General features: G+C 66.7%; 18 protein-coding genes. 8 read left to right on the forward strand and 10 right to left on the reverse strand.

The features are described from left to right. The first annotated feature begins 5 nt into the window (after positions 1 to 5). Positions 6 to 1,064: a polysaccharide deacetylase family protein gene (locus EYR15_RS04650; protein ID WP_131001743.1), complete on the forward strand. Its 1,059-nt coding sequence runs from the start codon at positions 6 to 8 to the stop codon at positions 1,062 to 1,064. Here EYR15_RS04650 and EYR15_RS04655 read toward each other — a convergent pair whose 3' ends face one another. Continuing rightward, positions 1,065 to 1,277 (reverse strand): DUF2842 domain-containing protein, encoded by a 213-nt coding sequence (locus EYR15_RS04655; RefSeq protein ID WP_131001744.1) that lies wholly within the window; start codon positions 1,275 to 1,277, stop codon positions 1,065 to 1,067. A 107-nt stretch (positions 1,278 to 1,384) separates the two neighbouring features. On the opposite strand from EYR15_RS04655, the gene EYR15_RS04660 reads away from it, so the two are divergent. Next, positions 1,385 to 2,476: a COX15/CtaA family protein gene (locus EYR15_RS04660; protein WP_245498150.1), complete on the forward strand. Its 1,092-nt coding sequence runs from the start codon at positions 1,385 to 1,387 to the stop codon at positions 2,474 to 2,476. A gap of 15 nt (positions 2,477 to 2,491) precedes the next feature. Here EYR15_RS04660 and EYR15_RS04665 read toward each other — a convergent pair whose 3' ends face one another. Both EYR15_RS04665 and EYR15_RS04670 read right to left on the reverse strand, forming a co-directional pair. Next, positions 2,492 to 2,920 (reverse strand): CoA-binding protein, encoded by a 429-nt coding sequence (locus tag EYR15_RS04665; RefSeq protein ID WP_131001745.1) that lies wholly within the window; start codon positions 2,918 to 2,920, stop codon positions 2,492 to 2,494. 4 nt (positions 2,921 to 2,924) lie between these two features. Continuing rightward, the gene (locus EYR15_RS04670; protein ID WP_245498151.1) at positions 2,925 to 3,650 is read right to left on the reverse strand and encodes a hypothetical protein; all 726 of its coding nucleotides are present in this window, start codon (positions 3,648 to 3,650) and stop codon (positions 2,925 to 2,927) included. A gap of 145 nt (positions 3,651 to 3,795) precedes the next feature. Here EYR15_RS04670 and EYR15_RS04675 point away from each other — a divergent pair, with 145 nt between their 5' ends. The 4 genes from EYR15_RS04675 (at position 3,796) to speB (ending at position 6,602) form a co-directional block, all read left to right on the forward strand. Next, positions 3,796 to 4,254 (forward strand): PaaI family thioesterase, encoded by a 459-nt coding sequence (locus EYR15_RS04675; protein ID WP_382238788.1) that lies wholly within the window; start codon positions 3,796 to 3,798, stop codon positions 4,252 to 4,254. 191 nt (positions 4,255 to 4,445) lie between these two features. After that, positions 4,446 to 4,922, forward strand: a complete 477-nt coding sequence (gene rplM, locus EYR15_RS04680; protein WP_131001746.1) for a 50S ribosomal protein L13 — start codon at positions 4,446 to 4,448, stop codon at positions 4,920 to 4,922. A 2-nt stretch (positions 4,923 to 4,924) separates the two neighbouring features. Further along, positions 4,925 to 5,401, forward strand: a complete 477-nt coding sequence (gene rpsI / locus EYR15_RS04685) for a 30S ribosomal protein S9 (RefSeq protein ID WP_131001747.1) — start codon at positions 4,925 to 4,927, stop codon at positions 5,399 to 5,401. Positions 5,402 to 5,615: 214 nt separating this feature from the next. After that, a complete protein-coding gene (gene speB, locus EYR15_RS04690; RefSeq protein WP_131001748.1) occupies positions 5,616 to 6,602 on the forward strand; it encodes an agmatinase in 987 nt (328 codons plus the stop codon). A 359-nt stretch (positions 6,603 to 6,961) separates the two neighbouring features. On the opposite strand, the gene EYR15_RS04695 is transcribed toward speB, so the two are convergent. Continuing rightward, positions 6,962 to 7,417, reverse strand: a complete 456-nt coding sequence (locus EYR15_RS04695) for a MarR family winged helix-turn-helix transcriptional regulator (protein ID WP_131001749.1) — start codon at positions 7,415 to 7,417, stop codon at positions 6,962 to 6,964. A gap of 166 nt (positions 7,418 to 7,583) precedes the next feature. Here EYR15_RS04695 and EYR15_RS04700 point away from each other — a divergent pair, with 166 nt between their 5' ends. After that, positions 7,584 to 8,006 carry an organic hydroperoxide resistance protein gene (locus EYR15_RS04700; RefSeq protein WP_131001750.1) on the forward strand — a complete coding sequence of 141 codons (423 nt, stop codon included), beginning with the start codon at positions 7,584 to 7,586 and terminating at the stop codon, positions 8,004 to 8,006. A 10-nt stretch (positions 8,007 to 8,016) separates the two neighbouring features. On the opposite strand, the gene EYR15_RS04705 is transcribed toward EYR15_RS04700, so the two are convergent. The 6 genes from EYR15_RS04705 to nadA all read right to left on the reverse strand — a co-directional run bounded on the left by EYR15_RS04705 (position 8,017) and on the right by nadA (position 13,223). Continuing rightward, on the reverse strand, positions 8,017 to 8,580 hold the full coding sequence (locus EYR15_RS04705) for a hypothetical protein (protein WP_131001751.1): 564 nt from the start codon (positions 8,578 to 8,580) through the stop codon (positions 8,017 to 8,019). After that, the gene (locus tag EYR15_RS04710; RefSeq protein WP_131001752.1) at positions 8,577 to 9,020 is read right to left on the reverse strand and encodes a hypothetical protein; all 444 of its coding nucleotides are present in this window, start codon (positions 9,018 to 9,020) and stop codon (positions 8,577 to 8,579) included. The genes EYR15_RS04705 and EYR15_RS04710 overlap by 4 nt, the downstream gene beginning before the upstream one ends. Further along, positions 9,005 to 9,463, reverse strand: a complete 459-nt coding sequence (locus EYR15_RS04715; protein WP_131001753.1) for a hypothetical protein — start codon at positions 9,461 to 9,463, stop codon at positions 9,005 to 9,007. The genes EYR15_RS04710 and EYR15_RS04715 overlap by 16 nt, the downstream gene beginning before the upstream one ends. An 89-nt stretch (positions 9,464 to 9,552) precedes the next feature. Then, positions 9,553 to 10,407 carry a carboxylating nicotinate-nucleotide diphosphorylase gene (gene nadC / locus EYR15_RS04720; protein ID WP_165455425.1) on the reverse strand — a complete coding sequence of 285 codons (855 nt, stop codon included), beginning with the start codon at positions 10,405 to 10,407 and terminating at the stop codon, positions 9,553 to 9,555. Beyond that, entirely contained in the window at positions 10,404 to 12,017 is a 1,614-nt protein-coding gene (locus EYR15_RS04725) for an L-aspartate oxidase (RefSeq protein WP_131001754.1), read from the reverse strand. The genes nadC and EYR15_RS04725 overlap by 4 nt, the downstream gene beginning before the upstream one ends. A 132-nt stretch (positions 12,018 to 12,149) precedes the next feature. Further along, on the reverse strand, positions 12,150 to 13,223 hold the full coding sequence (gene nadA, locus EYR15_RS04730; RefSeq protein ID WP_131001755.1) for a quinolinate synthase NadA: 1,074 nt from the start codon (positions 13,221 to 13,223) through the stop codon (positions 12,150 to 12,152). A 227-nt stretch (positions 13,224 to 13,450) separates the two neighbouring features. Between nadA and acuI the strand changes: the two genes are divergently transcribed. After that, positions 13,451 to 14,434 carry an acrylyl-CoA reductase (NADPH) gene (gene acuI / locus EYR15_RS04735; protein ID WP_131001756.1) on the forward strand — a complete coding sequence of 328 codons (984 nt, stop codon included), beginning with the start codon at positions 13,451 to 13,453 and terminating at the stop codon, positions 14,432 to 14,434. Positions 14,435 to 14,465: the final 31 nt, after the last annotated feature.

Raw genomic sequence — 14,465 nt, forward strand, 5'->3', positions numbered from 1 at the left:
GCTCGATGACCGACAGGCGGACGCGCCTTTTTCGAGCGGCTTTCGTGGCGCTCGACCTCAGCGGCGCGAACCGTCTGCTCGTCTCCCGTGCGCGCGGCCTTGGGCTGATCCTGACGCTGCATCACGTTCGCCCTTTCGCCGGCGGCGAGTTCGCGCCCAATCGGCTGCTCGAGGTCGAGCCGGCCTTTCTGGACCTGACGCTGGCGCGGGCGCGCCGGCTTGGCTTCGAGTTTGTCACGTTGGACGAGGCGTGGCGGCGGGTGCGCCAAGGCGCCTCCGCGAAGCCTTTTCTTCATCTCACCTATGACGACGGCTATCGCGACGTACGCGACTTTGCGCTGCCGATCATGCGCCGCCACGGCGCGCCGGGGACGCTCTACATCGCGTCAGGGTTTGCGGACGGAAACGCCGGCATGTGGTGGCTCGCGCTCGAGCAGGCGATCGCTCGGGCCGACAGCCTGACAGTCCGCTTCGCCGACGGCGCGGAGGAGATCAGGACGGCCTCGGTCGCCGAGAAGCGAGCGGCGTGGGACCGGATCTACTGGAGGCTTCGTTCTGGCCCCGAGGAGGCGATGCGCGCCGAGATCGACCGGTTGGCGACCGGGCAAGGCGTCGATCTCGGCGCCTTCTCGCGCGATCTCTGCATGCGCTGGGACGAACTCGCGGAGCTGGCGGAGGACCCGCTGGTCGAGATCGGCGCCCACACCGTGACGCATCCGATGCTTGCGAAGCATCCGGAGGATGTCGCCTGGGCCGAAATGGCGGAAAGCCGTCGCGCCATCCGCGAAAAACTCGCGATTGACGCCCGACACTTCGCCTATCCCGTCGGCAACCCAGACGCCGCAGGGCCCCGTGAGTTCGCGCTCGCGGCCGAGCTCGACTTCGAGACCGCGGTGACGACCATGCCGGGCCATCTCACCGCAGCTCATGCGGCAAATCCAACGGCGCTGCCGCGGGTGTCGCTGAACGGCCTTTTTCAGACGAGGGCGGCGGTCGACGCCCTGCTCTCCGGCGCGCCCTTCTTTCTGACGGACGCAGCGCGGCGGCTGCGAAACGCCGCCTGATCAGCGGGGCCGCTCGACCCGCTCCATCCAGCGGATGAGAAGACCCGCCGGCACGATCCAGATCAGTCCAAAAAACGCGAAGAAGGCGAGTTGCGCCAGCGCGCCGGAACGCGCGAAACCGAACTGGCCGACGAGCATCACGATCAGCGCGTAGGACGTGACGCCGACGACGAGCACGACCATTCCGATGAGTTTTTTTACGCGCGGCCGCAAGGCAAGCTCCGGGAGGGACGTCGCGCCGCCTTGTGCGCGCCGCAAGCCGGACTTAAAGCGCTGGCGGTCGACGGATCAACCTCTCCGTCGCTTGGATTGAGACGCCCGTGACCGAGACCTTCCCCCGCCGCCGCTTCCTCGCAGCCTGGCTCTGGACGACCGTGCTGCTGGTCTCGTTGATGGTCGTCGTCGGCGGCGCGACGCGCCTGACGGGTTCCGGCCTCTCCATCACCGAGTGGCGGCCCGTCACCGGCGCGATCCCGCCGATCGGCGAAGCGGCGTGGGCGACCGAGTTCGCGAAGTACCGTGAGAGCCCGCAATACCGGCTGCAGAACGAGGGCATGTCGCTCGGCGACTTCCAGTTCATCTATTGGTGGGAATGGGGTCACCGCCAGCTCGGGAGGCTGATCGGCCTGGTATTCGCCGGCGGCCTTGCGATCGCCGCGCTGACCCGACGCGTGTCGCTGCGAGAGGGCTTTGCGCTGTTCGGCATGGGGCTCCTGCTTGGGACGCAGGGCCTGGTGGGGTGGATCATGGTGGCGTCCGGTCTCCAGCCCGGCATGACGGCGGTCGCTCCCGTGAAGCTTACGCTCCATCTCGGCTTTGCGCTGCTGTTCCTGTCCTCGCTGCTGGTCTTCCTCGCCTATCTCGGCCGCTTCGGTCGCGACCGCGCGGCGCTGACTCCGGGCCTGCGGGCTGGAGCCTACGCGCTGCTCGCCGGCTCCCTCGCGCAGATCCTGCTGGGCGGGCTCGTCGCCGGCTCGCGCGCCGGCTTCGGCTACAACACCTGGCCGGACATGGATGGCGGCTTCGCGCCCCCGCTCTTCGTGCTCTTCAGCGTCAAGCCGTGGTGGGAGAACTTCGTCGACAACGTCGCGCTGGTGCAACTGAACCATCGGCTCGGCGCTTATCTCCTGCTCGCCGGCGCCGTCCTCTATGCAATCGCCGTAACGCGGGCGCGGCTGTCACCGGGGGCGACGGGGAGGGCGCATGCGCTTATGGCGCTGATGCTCGCGCAGGCCGGTCTCGGGATCGCCGCGCTGCTGATGGCGGTGCCGCTGGAGCTTGGCCTCGCTCATCAGTTCGGCGCCGTGTTAGTTCTCGGCCTCGCGGTCGTGAACGCGTCGCTGGCGTGGATTGCGGCGCGCCGGCCGAGGAAAGCGGCCGGTTTCAGCCCCGCCGCTCAGCCTGCAGAGTAAGTTCGCCGAGCTCCTTCAGAGCCCCAGCCGTGCGATCTCGATCTTTGGGCAACGGTCCATGATCACCGTAACGCCTTCGGCCTCGGCGCGGGCCGCCGCCGCGTCGTCGCGGACGTCCAACTGAGTCCAGATCACCTTCGGCCTCGGGCCAAGGGCGAGCGCCTCCTCGACGACCGTCCCGACATGTTCGGAGGCGCGGAAGACATCGACCATGTCGATCGCCTGGGGAATGTCGCCGAGGCGCGCGAAGGTCGGCAGTCCCGCGATCCGCGCGCCGGCGTGTCCGGGGTTGACGGCGAATACCTCGTAGCCGCGTTCCGCAAGGAAGCGTGCGACATAGAAGCTCGCCCGCTCCGGCTTCGGGCTCGCGCCGACCACCGCGATCGTGCGAACGCCCGTCAGCACGTCGCGAATGAGGTCGTCGGAGTAGGCGAGGGGAGCCATGGCCTCAGTTCTGGCTGTCGTCGCCGAACAGCTGCTTGATCTTCGGCAGATACGGTTTCACCGCCTCGACGTTGCCCGGCAGCGGCTGGAAGCTCTCGAGCGCGGCGAACTGCTCGTCGAGATCCTTGAGAGCGCTCTTCTTCTCATCGTCGGAAAGCGCGGCGTCGCTTTCGATCTCGCCCTGAACCTTCTTCTTTTCCGCGCCGAGATCCGTCTCCCCGCCGTCGGGATCGCTCGCGCCGAAGGCGAGCAGCACCGACTGCGCGACGTCCGCCCACTCGGCGTACGTCGCAAACTCGTGCTTCTTGAGGATCGCCTCGATCTGCGCCTTCGATTCCGGCTTGTCGAGATAGCCGGCCAGGGCGCCGACCGGATCCTCCGCCTCGCCAACCTCCGCCTCGTCACTTTCGGGTTGGTTGTTGGGGTTCTGGTCCTTGGCCTGAGGGTTCGCCGCCTGCAGCTTTTCGCGCAGCGCCTCAAATTCCGGCCAGGCGACGATAAAATGCTCGACGAGCTTGGCGTTCAGCGGGATCTGCTTCGGCTCGACGTCGCCAGCGCCGTCCGGCTCGCCGGTCTGCGCGCCAGCGGGCGGGGTCTCGGAGGGCGCGGTCTGGGCAGAGGGCGTCTCGGCAGGTTTCTCCTGCGCTCCAGCGGGCGACACGAGAATCGCGGCCGCGGCGACGGAAGCGGCGAGCGCGAGACGCAGCGAGCAAAGCGAGGCGATGGGCATGGACGTCCTCCGACAGACGGGCTACGCCGCGCGGCCCTTATCGACGAGGACGGTCCGATCGCTTGGCGGCGAACGCCCGACCCTCGCCCGGGTGTTGGGCGGTCCTGTAGATTCGCGACTATGGCCCCGGAAAACGGACACGACCATGACGGAAAAGCCACGCCTCGCAGCAGAACGCGCGCCGCGCATGACGCTTCTAGAGATGGAGGCGTTTCTGACGGCTGAATTCCCTCAGCTCGCGCGTGGCGGCGACGCCTTCGTCCTGGAGACCGTGGGTTATGGGACGGCACGGATGCGGCTGAACTTCGACGACCGCTATCTGCGTCCCGGCGGCACGCTTTCCGGCCCTTCGATGATGGCGCTCGCCGACGTCGCTCTCTACGTTGCGCTTCTCGGCGCGATCGGGCCTGTGCCGCTCGCCGTCACCACGAACCTGTCCATCAACTTCCTTCGCAAGCCGGAGCCGCGAGATCTGGTGGCCGACTGCCGATACATGAAGATCGGCCGCTCGCTGGCGGTGGGCGAGGCTGAGCTCCTGCAGGAGGGCCAATCGGAAAGCGTCGCGCATGTGGTCGCGACCTATTCGATCCCGCCGCGGGTCTGAGGAAGCAGCCATGAGCGAGCAAAATCAGCTGTTATCGACGAGGTAACAAGATACCCTTTTTATAAACTATTGTTTTCGCTTGTTTTTTGATTGGAACGCGCCGTTGATTTCCGGCCGCTCTTCGGCTATCAACCCCTCGTCGCGCAGGGCCTTAGCCCTGCGTCTACGTTTTCACCTGTCGAGGTTTTCTCATGCGACCCCAGCCGGCCCGCTCTTTCGTGGCCAAACCGGCCGAAGTCGAGAAGAAGTGGATCGTGATCGACGCGAAGGGCCTCGTCGTAGGCCGTCTCGCATCGCTCATTGCGCTTCGTCTCCGCGGCAAGCACCTGCCCACCTTCACGCCTCATGTTGACAATGGCGACAACGTCATCGTCATCAACGCGGCTGAAGTCGCATTCACAGGCAAGAAGCGGGAAGACAAGTCCTACTTCTGGCACACCGGCTATCCGGGCGGCATCAAGGAGCGCAAGGCGCACCAGATCCTCGACGGCCGTTTCCCGGAGCGGGTAGTCGAGAAGGCGGTGGAGCGCATGCTCCCGCGTGGGCCGCTCGGCCGCAAGCAGCTCGGCAATCTGCGTGTCTACGCTGGCGCCGAGCATCCTCACGAGGCGCAGCAGCCCACGTCGTTCGACGTCGGCGTCCTCAACCGCAAGAACGTCCGGAGCTGATCATGGCCGAGAACATCCAGTCCCTCGGCGATCTCGGCGGCGCTCTGAACGCTCAGCCGGAAGCCCCTAAGCATGTCAAGAAGGTCGACCAGTTCGGCCGCGCCTACGCCACCGGCAAGCGCAAGAACGCCGTCGCGCGCGTCTGGATCCGTCCGGGCTCGGGCAAGGTGCTCATCAACAAGCGCGAACTCGAGGTGTATTTCGCCCGTCCGGTGCTGCGCATGATCCTGCAGCAGCCGCTTGAGGTTGCGAACCGCAAGGGCTCGTACGACATCACCGTCACGGTGGCCGGCGGCGGGCTTTCGGGCCAGGCCGGCGCGGTGCGGCACGGTGTGTCGAAGGCGCTGACCTATTTCGAGCCGGAGCTGCGCGGCGTCCTCAAGAAGGGCGGCTTCCTCACCCGCGACAGCCGCGTGGTCGAGCGCAAGAAGTATGGCCGCGCTAAGGCGCGTCGCAGTTTCCAGTTCTCGAAGCGCTGACGCCCGAGCGGTTTCAGGTACTGCGTACGGACAAGGCGGGCCCCAGCGGCCCGCCTTTTTCGTTTTGGCCCATCTCCTCAGGGACCAGGCGTTACTCCGGACGCAGCAAAGCGCCGATCGGGATCGTCATCAGAACTCGGCGCTGCTATGGGAGCCTGATCCTTCACACGATCCCGGCTCTGCGCTGCGCTGCGACCGGGATGACGGATGAGTCATGATCGTCAAAGACCCCCTTCACCCCCGCCCAGTCGACGACGCGCTCGATCCATCCCGGCGCTACGGCGAGTCGATCGAGTCAAACTACGCGGGCGCGCTCTCCTTCCTTCGCCGGCCGTATGCACGCTCGGCGGAGGGGTACGACGTCGCGGTCTGGGGCGTTCCGCTTGACACCTCCGTCTCGAACCGGCCGGGGACGCGGTTCGGGCCTCGGGCGATCCGCGAGGCGTCGACCGTGAATGTCGGCGACCCGTCTTACCCGTTCGGCTTCGACATCTTCGCGGACATGGCAGTGGCCGACACCGGCGACTGCTCGCTCGACTATGGCCGGGTCGATCAGGCGCCGGCGGCGATCGAGGCGCAGGCCGCGACGCGGCTCGCGACGGGCGCGCATCTCGTCACGCTCGGCGGCGACCACTTTCTCACCTATCCCGTGCTGAAGGCGCTGGTCGCGCGGCTTGGGCGTCCCGTGGCGCTCGTGCAGTTCGACGCGCACCAGGACACATGGGATGACGATGGCGGCCGGATCGACCACGGCACGATGATCACCCGCGCGGTCCGCGATGGGCTGATCATCCCAGAGCGCTCGATGCAGATCGGCATCCGCACCAACGCGCCGCAGGATTACGGCATCTCGATCGTCGACGGGCTGCTTGCGCAGGAGATGGGACCGCTCGCGGTCTCCAGCCGCATCCTGGGCCATGTCGAGGACACGCCGGTCTATGTGAGCTTCGACATCGACTGCCTCGACCCGGCCTTCGCGCCGGGGACAGGCACGCCGGTGCCGGGCGGCGTCTCCTCGGCCTTCGCGATCTCGTGCCTCAGGCGACTTGGGCCACTCGACCTCAAGGGCTTCGACATCGTCGAGGTCTCGCCGCCTTACGATCACGCGCAGATCACCGCGCTCGCCGGCTGCTCGCTGGCGCAGATCTATCTCGGCCTGCTCGCGGAGCGGAAGCGGGCAGGCCGGAGCATCGCGCTTTGAGGGCGCATGGCGCTCCGAGGCTCGCGGTCGCGCTCGTCTGCGCGCTCGGCCTCGCCGGCTGCGCAGGCGAAAAGCGCTGGATGAAGTCCGGCGCCGGACCGGCGGAGGCAAACGAGGACGAGATGTCCTGCGCCGCCTTTTCCGAGGGCGGCAGCGGAATTGCTATCGGCGACACGGGGTTTGCCCCGCCGCGCGACCAGTTTGCCGACCGCTACGCCTGCCTCCGTTCGCGCGGCTACAAGCTTGTTACGCTGACGCCGGACGAGGCCGCAAAGCTGAAGTCGCTCGACGGGATCGCGCGCGAAACCTACTGGCGCGAGCTGCAGCAGAAACACGGCGTCGCGCCTAGGCGCGACGCTTCAGGCGGCTTCGGCGAGCTTGGCCGCCAGCGCGTCGCGCAGCGCTTGGACGTCGCCGTTCAGTCGCTTGAGTTCGCTGACCGACAACCTGGAAGAGCTCAGCAGCGACAGCGGCACGCAAGGCGCGCGCTCCTTGAGCGCCTGTCCTTTGCTCGTGAGCTTCACGATGACCTGCCGCTCGTCCTCCTCGCTTCGCCGCCGCGCGACGTAGCCCGAAGCCTCCAGCCGCTTGAGCAGCGGGGTCAGCGTGCTCGACTCCAGCATCAGCCGATCCGCGATCGCCTTCACGGTCAGCCCATCCTCCTCCCAGAGCACGAGCAGCGCGAGATACTGAGGGTAAGTCAGGCCGAGCGTGTCGAGCGCCGGCTTATAGACGCGGTTGATCGCAATCGCGGTCGAATAGACGGCGTAGCAAAGTTGGTCCTGCAGGCGCAGGCTTGGCTGAGAGGCGGACATTGCGGCGCTCGCGATGTGTCTGACGATCTCACGACAAGATAATCACTATCGCAATAATTAAATGCATGACGCCCATGCGCAGGCGGTGGTTCCTAAATAGGCCGCGCTAATAAATATCGCGATAACGAATAGTCGCGGTCATCGCGGCGAACCACAGGAGGCTCTCATGAAGGTCCTTTACTCGACCGAAGCCGTCGCCACCGGCGGCCGCACCGGCTCCGCCGCCACGACCGACGGCAATCTCAAGGTTGATCTGGTGACCGCGAAGGAGCTCGGCGGCCCAGGCGGCGCGGGCACCAATCCCGAGCAGCTTTTCGCCGCCGGCTATTCCGCGTGTTTCCTCGGCGCGCTCAAATTCGTCGCCGGCCGCGAGAAGGTGAAGATCCCCGACAATACCACCGTCGCGGCTAAGGTCGGCATCGGCCAGCGTGACGACGGCCAGGGCTTCGGCCTCGACGTTTCGCTCACCGTGACGATCCCCGGCTTCGATCGGGAGCAGGCGCAAGACCTCGCCGCCAAGGCGCACGTGGTGTGCCCCTACTCGCACCTAGCGAAGGCCGGCCTAGACGTCGCCGTCGCGGTGGCCTGACGCACAGGCCCTAAGGCGGCGGAAGACGCCGAAGCTCGTCGGCCACATTGTAGGGCTTCGGGCGGCGGTTCTTCCGCTTGGGGATCGATCCGGTCGCCTCTGTCGCCCCGTCGCTTACGGGCGGCGGGGCCGCCGGAGCCTGCGCGACCGAGCCCTTCAGCTCGTCGAGGCGATTGTTCGCGGCGTTCAGGCTCTGCTTCATCATCTCGTTCTCGAGGGTGCGTCGCTCGATCTCAAGCCGATAGAGCGCTGTGCAGTCCATGCGCTGCGTGGGAGCGTCGAGAGAAATTGAGAACCGTCCGTAGACGCCTGTGTTTCTTTGCTTCGTCTGACCAGGCAGACCCTGCAAGACATAGAGGCCGCCATCATTCGGATTGTCGGAGCGGAAGGCTCCGACTTCGAGATGGCGAGCGCCGTCCATTGTCGAGCGGCAGCTTGTGCCGTCAGCCGCCCGAAACTCGTCCTGTCCGTAGCTGGTGCTGGGCGTGGGAAGGTAGAACCCCTGCTGCGCCGCAGCAGGGCCGCCGAGAAGGCACACGAAAGCCATCGCCGGCATAACGCGGGTGCTGGTCATGCGCTGAACCGCTTCACTGTGACGTTCGCGCATACGCGCGTTGTGATCGTGGTCGCCCTGGCGCGCAGAGCGTCCCGAGGCGCAACGCTCTTGGTGCAGATCCTCAGCCGCTGCATCGGCTTGCCGTTGAGATCTACGAGCACGGTGATCGAGCGTTCGGACGCATCGAGGCTCTGGGGATCTCTCGGGGGGAGAACGAAGCGCTCGGGCGTGGCTACGGCGAGACGCGACGGGGTCCAGTCTTCAAAGTTGAAGATCTCGACTGCAAAGGTCGAGGCGTCGCGCGGATCGCTTACGGCCTGAAGTCGGACGAAAGCGCGGTCCCCGAGCGTCATGACCGTCTGGTCGCCCGGGAAAATGGCGTGGGCGGCTGCTGCCGCTGGCAGGCACAACAGGGCAAAGGCGCAGATGCCGGCCTTGGTCATCATGGGACGGTGCATGTGACGGTCACTTCGGCGGCGTAGTTACCCGCTCGGTAGGGCGTGCTCGCGGTTGCTCCGAGCGAGACGATGAGCTGAGACGTGCCCAGCCCGCTCAACGATGTGGTGACGCCGTTGCCGAGGATCGACAGCACGCCGAGGTTGACGCCCGTTGTCTGGGCGCTGACGGTGAAGGTCGTCGGAGGCGAGCCGGCCGGTCCGCTCACCCAGTCCGTCGGCTTCGTCACGGATAGGGTGGCCGGCGCAGTGTTGATGGCGGAAATCGTGGCCGGAGTGGCCGTCGCCCAAGATTTCAGATCACTGTTGAGCGCGAGCGTCCCATCGACCGGCGCGATGAGGGCACACGCGGAGAGTGCGGTTCCTCTGAAGGTCAGAGTTTCGGCATGCGCGGCGGAGATCGTTGAAATCAGAGTGATTGCAAGCAGTGAGGGCGGGGCTTTCATGACGTCGCTCGGGCCGCGCGGCGCACGATGCGCTACGTCGTAATGCAACCCTTGCGCGATATTCTTACGAGATCATTAACCACGATCCGTCACAGGACGAGTTCGGCGTCCAGCCCGAGATCCAGATTGGGCGCCGAGTGCGTGATCCGGCCCACTGAAATCAGATCAACGCCGGTCTCCGCTATCCCGGCCACCGTCTCGAGCGAGACGTTGCCGGACGCCTCGGCAATCATCCGGCCGCCAATTCGCCTCACCGCCTCGGAAAGCGTTGCGGGATCCATGTTGTCGAGCAGCACGACGTCGGCGCCTTCCGCGATCACCCGGTCGAGTTGATCGAGGTCGTCGACCTCAATCTCGATCTTGACGAGATGCCCGGCAGCGGCCTTGGCAGCCTTGAGCGCCTGTTCCACGCCGCCGGCGACTGCGATGTGGTTGTCCTTGATGAGGATCGCGTCATCGAGCCCGAAGCGGTGGTTCGAGCCGCCGCCGCAGCGAACGGCGTATTTCTGGAACACCCGCAGCCCAGGCAACGTCTTCCGCGTGCAGCAGATTTTCGCCTTGGTGTGGGCGATGAGATCGGCGTAGGTCGCGGTCGCCGTCGCAACCCCTGAGAGATGCCCGAGGAAGTTGAGCGCGGTCCGCTCCGCCGTCAGCACCGCCCGGGCAGGACCCTCGATGCGGGCGATGACGTCACCGGGCAAGATGGCGTCTGCGTCGGCCTTTTCGCTCTTGAACAGGATCTGCGGGTCCAGCGCGCCAAAGGCCGCTTGCGCGAGTTGAAGGCCGGCAAGCCTTCCGAACTGGCGCGAGACGATCGCGACGTTGGCGCGGGCTGCAGCCGGGACGGTCGCCGCGCTCGTCAAATCGCCCGCGCGCCCGAGATCTTCGGCGAGCGCCGCCTCGACTGCGCGGCGAACCGAGATCGGATCCAGCGGAGCGATCACGACGCCACGAGCCGCCGCTCGGCCGGCTCGACGCCCGCCAACGCGTCGTCGAGCGTGATGACAGAGCGCTGCCGCAGCGCCTCGACAGGCTTGGCGAAGTCCGACCGGTAATGCGCGCCGAGGCTTTCCTCGCGCCGAGAAGCAGATACCGCGACGAGTAGCGCAGCCGTCGCCATGTTCGCGACGTCGGCCGAGCGCGCCTCCCTACGAATTTCGTCAAGCGCGCCCACGGCCTGACTGAGCCGCGCCCCATCGCGGACGACGCCGACGCAATCCGTCATTGTCTGGCGCAACAGGGCTATGGCCGAGCTGTCCGCCTTCGTTGCGCCAGCAGTTGCGCGGGTCGTGGCTCGTTCCGCGGGCGCTGGAGAGGCGGGGACGAGCCCCAGGATGTCCTCGGCGACACGGGCGCCGAAAACGACCGCCTCGAGCAGCGAATTCGAGGCGAGCCGGTTTGCGCCGTGCGCGCCGGTGGAGGCAGCTTCGCCGCAGGCCCACAGGCCGTCGAGCGATGTGCGCCCGTTCGCATCGGTGAGCACGCCGCCCATGTGATAGTGCGCGGCGGGCGCGACGGGGATCGCCTCGCGGGCGGGGTCGAGGCCCGCAGTCCGGCAAGCGGCGTAGACGGTGGGGAAATGCTCGGCGAAGCGCTCGCCCAGCGCCGCGCGGGTGTCAAGGAAGGCGCCGCCGTTTCGCGACGCCTCATACACCGCGCGAGCGACGATATCCCTCGGCGCGAGGTCAAGGTCGGGGTGCACGCCATCCATGATCCGGCGGCCCTCCCGGTTGACCAGGATCGCGCCTTCGCCGCGCAGCGCCTCAGTTGCGAGCGGGGCGGGGTCCTGGCCGATCGCCATCGCGGTCGGGTGAAACTGCACGAATTCGAGGTCGGCGAGCACCGCGCCGGCGCGCGCCGCCATGGCGAGACCGGAGCCGCGGGCCTCGAGCGGATTGGTTGTGACGGCATAGAGATGGCCGACGCCGCCGGACGCCAGCACGACGGCGCGGGCGGAGAGGTTCACCGGCTGCGCCGAGGGGACATGGGCACGAACGACTACCCCCGTGACGAAGCGGCCCTCGGTCAGCAGTGTTTCGGCGGCATAGCCTTCCAGCAGGCGGATCGACGGCGTGTTCCGGACAGCGGCGATCAATGCCTCCATGATCGCCCGGCCGGCAAGGTCGCCGTTGACGCGCACGATCCGGCGTTCGTTATGCGCGGCTTCCTGCGACAGCAGCAGCCGACCTTCGAGGTCTCGGTCGAACGGCACGCCGTAGGCGAGAAGATCGGCGATCCGCGCCGGCCCCTCCTCAGCCATCAGCCGGGCGATCGCCGGATCGACGATGCCGGCGCCGGCCGCGATCGTGTCGGCGGCGTGCTTCTTGGCGGTGTCGCCGAGGCCGACCGCCGCCGCGACGCCGCCCTGCGCCCACGCGGACGACGCGCCGGAGCCGAGCGGCGCTGCAGCGACGACCGTGACTGGCCGGGGCGCGAGCTTCAGCGCGGTGAAGAGGCCAGCAAGCCCAGCGCCCACGATCACCACGTCGTCGACGCCAGACCAGGAGAGCGGGGCGAGTTCACCGAAATCTACGATTTCAGGAGAGTCGGTCATTCATTCCACCCGTCATCCCGGATCGCCGTCGGCTGATCTAGGATCGTCATCAGGATGAAGCGCTCTGTTCTAATCGCGATCCTGGCTCTCGCTTCGCTCGGCCGGGATGACGGCTGCGGCAGAAGCCGCAGATCAGATCTTCAGGTTCACCATGCGCTCGACGCTCAGCCGCGCGCGGTCGGCGACCGCCGGATCGACGAGAACCTCGTCGCGCATGTGCACGAGGCTCTCGAGGATCTTTGGCAGCGTAATGCGCTTCATGTGAGGGCAGAGGTTGCACGGCTTCACGAACTCGGTCTCCGGCGCGTTGACCATGACGTTATCGGCCATGGAGCACTCGGTGATCAGCACGACCTTCTTCGGCTTCTCGTTCTTGACGTACTCCGCAAGCTTCGCCGTCGAGCCGGTGAAATCGGCCTCGGCCAGCACCTCCGGCGGGCACTCGGGGTGGGCAAGGATGACCACGCCCGGCTCAGCCTCGCGGTAGCCCCGGAGCTCCTCGGCGGTGAATCGCTCGTGCACCTCGCAGGCGCCGTTCCAAGTAATGATCCGCACGGCGGTCTGCGAGGCGATCCAGGCCGCAAGATACTGGTCCGGCAGAACCATCACTTCCGGAACGCCGAGCGATTCCACGACCTGCACGGCGTTGCCTGAGGTCAGGCAGATATCGGCTTCAGCTTTCACTTCAGCCGTGGTGTTCACATACACGGCGACCGGGACCCCCGGGTGCTTCAGACGCAGCGCGCGGATGTCGGCGGCAGTGATCGAGGTGGCGAGCGAACAGCCGGCGCGGCTGTCGGGGATCAGCACCGTCTTGTCCGGGTTCAGGATCTTCGAAGTCTCGGCCATGAAGTGCACGCCGCATTGGACGATGACGTCGGCGTCGGTCTTCGTCGCCTCGCGCGCGAGCTGAAAGCTGTCGCCGACCACGTCCGCCACGCAATTGTAGATCTCCGGCGTCTGGTAATTGTGCGCTAGGATCACCGCGTTGCGGACCTTCTTGAGATCGTTGATCGCCTTCACGTAAGGCGCGAACACCGGCCACTCAATCGCGGGGATGACCGTCTTCACGCGCTCGTAGAGATGCGCCGTGGCGGCTGCGACCTCCGGCGTATATTCGAGCGAAGGCATCGCGACCGGCGGAAACCGGCGCGGCGCCTGGGCGAAGGCTTCGGCGCGTACGAGCGAGGCGGCGAGCGGGGACATGGCGTCCTCCAATGATCGAACCGACGTTATGCTCATTTAGAGCATAACTATGATAGTAGGCCCTGCGCCGTTTTTGAAGACCTGAACGTCATGAAAAGAACATTTGAAGCGGCGTCGAGCGCTCTATGCGCACGGGCATAACGCTCCGGCCCTTGTAGAGCACGCCGATGACGGAGAGCGGCGGCTTCCCTATCTAGTGCTGCGACTCGAACCAGGAGACGCCCGAGATGGGGACTTTCCGTGCGCTGCGTATCGACAAGGCCGACGGGGGCCAGAGCGTCTCGACGGTCGATTTCGATGAGGCGGATCTGATGGATGGCGACATCGTCGTGCGCGTCTCGCACTCGACCGTGAACTACAAGGACGGGCTTGCCATCACCGGAAAATCGCCGGTCGTGCGACGCTTTCCGATGATCCCCGGCATCGACTTCGCAGGAAAGGTGGTCTCCTCGACCAATCCCGACTTCTCGGAAGGCGACCAGGTCGTGCTGAACGGCTGGGGCGTCGGCGAGGGACATCTCGGCGGCTACGCCGAGCTTGCGCGGGTGAAGGGCGACTGGCTCGTGCCGCTGCCGGAAGGTCTCGACGCCGCGGAGTCGATGGCGATCGGCACGGCCGGATATACCGCGATGCTCTGCGTGATGGCGCTCGAGCGTCACGGAGTTACGCCCGCGCGGGGGCCGGTGCTGGTGACGGGAGCGGCCGGCGGCGTCGGTTCTGTCGCGGTGGCGCTGCTCGCGAAGCTCGGCCACGAAGTGGTGGCCTCCACCGGCCGTGCGGAAGAGGCGGACTACCTCAAGGGCCTTGGCGCGTCGTCGATCATCCCCCGCGAGGAGCTGGCCGCTCCGGGCAAGCCGCTGCAGAAGGAGCGCTTCGCCGGCGTGGTCGACAGCGTCGGTTCGGTGCCGCTCGCGAACGCTCTCGCGCAGACGATGGCGGGCGGGGCGGTGGCGGCCTGCGGGCTCGCGGCGGGTATGGACCTACCGACATCCGTCGCCCCATTCATCCTGCGCGGCGTCTCGCTGCTCGGCATCAACAGCGTCACGGTTCCGAAGCCGATCCGGATCGAGGCGTGGGGGCGGCTCGCCAAGGACCTTGACCGCGACAAGCTGCGTTCGATGACGAAGACGATCGGTTTCGACGAGATCGTGCCGACGGCGGAGGCGATCCTTGAGGGGAAGGTCCGCGGTCGGGTGGTGGTTGAGATTTGACAGGCTCCGCAAGCGTCAACCCGGTTGGCGT

Origin of the sequence: Hansschlegelia quercus (assembly GCF_004310425.1) — a bacterium.
GTDB classification, from domain to species: Bacteria; Pseudomonadota; Alphaproteobacteria; order Rhizobiales; family Methylopilaceae; genus Methylopila; species Methylopila quercus.

Excerpts from the sequence above, each read along its gene's own strand:
- EYR15_RS04700 (WP_131001750.1), top strand. The coding sequence starts at position 7,584 with ATGAAGGTCCTTTACTCGACCGAAGCCGTCGCCACCGGCGGCCGCACC.
- speB (WP_131001748.1), top strand. The coding sequence starts at position 5,616 with ATGATCGTCAAAGACCCCCTTCACCCCCGCCCAGTCGACGACGCGCTC.
- EYR15_RS04675 (WP_382238788.1), top strand. The coding sequence starts at position 3,796 with ATGACGGAAAAGCCACGCCTCGCAGCAGAACGCGCGCCGCGCATGACG.
- EYR15_RS04715 (WP_131001753.1), bottom strand. The coding sequence starts at position 9,463 with ATGAAAGCCCCGCCCTCACTGCTTGCAATCACTCTGATTTCAACGATC.
- EYR15_RS04705 (WP_131001751.1), bottom strand. The coding sequence starts at position 8,580 with ATGACCAGCACCCGCGTTATGCCGGCGATGGCTTTCGTGTGCCTTCTC.
- acuI (WP_131001756.1), top strand. The coding sequence starts at position 13,451 with ATGGGGACTTTCCGTGCGCTGCGTATCGACAAGGCCGACGGGGGCCAG.
- nadA (WP_131001755.1), bottom strand. The coding sequence starts at position 13,223 with ATGTCCCCGCTCGCCGCCTCGCTCGTACGCGCCGAAGCCTTCGCCCAG.
- EYR15_RS04695 (WP_131001749.1), bottom strand. The coding sequence starts at position 7,417 with ATGTCCGCCTCTCAGCCAAGCCTGCGCCTGCAGGACCAACTTTGCTAC.
- EYR15_RS04710 (WP_131001752.1), bottom strand. The coding sequence starts at position 9,020 with ATGCACCGTCCCATGATGACCAAGGCCGGCATCTGCGCCTTTGCCCTG.
- EYR15_RS04650 (WP_131001743.1), top strand. The coding sequence starts at position 6 with ATGACCGACAGGCGGACGCGCCTTTTTCGAGCGGCTTTCGTGGCGCTC.
- EYR15_RS04670 (WP_245498151.1), bottom strand. The coding sequence starts at position 3,650 with ATGCCCATCGCCTCGCTTTGCTCGCTGCGTCTCGCGCTCGCCGCTTCC.
- EYR15_RS04665 (WP_131001745.1), bottom strand. The coding sequence starts at position 2,920 with ATGGCTCCCCTCGCCTACTCCGACGACCTCATTCGCGACGTGCTGACG.
- rpsI (WP_131001747.1), top strand. The coding sequence starts at position 4,925 with ATGGCCGAGAACATCCAGTCCCTCGGCGATCTCGGCGGCGCTCTGAAC.
- EYR15_RS04725 (WP_131001754.1), bottom strand. The coding sequence starts at position 12,017 with ATGACCGACTCTCCTGAAATCGTAGATTTCGGTGAACTCGCCCCGCTC.
- rplM (WP_131001746.1), top strand. The coding sequence starts at position 4,446 with ATGCGACCCCAGCCGGCCCGCTCTTTCGTGGCCAAACCGGCCGAAGTC.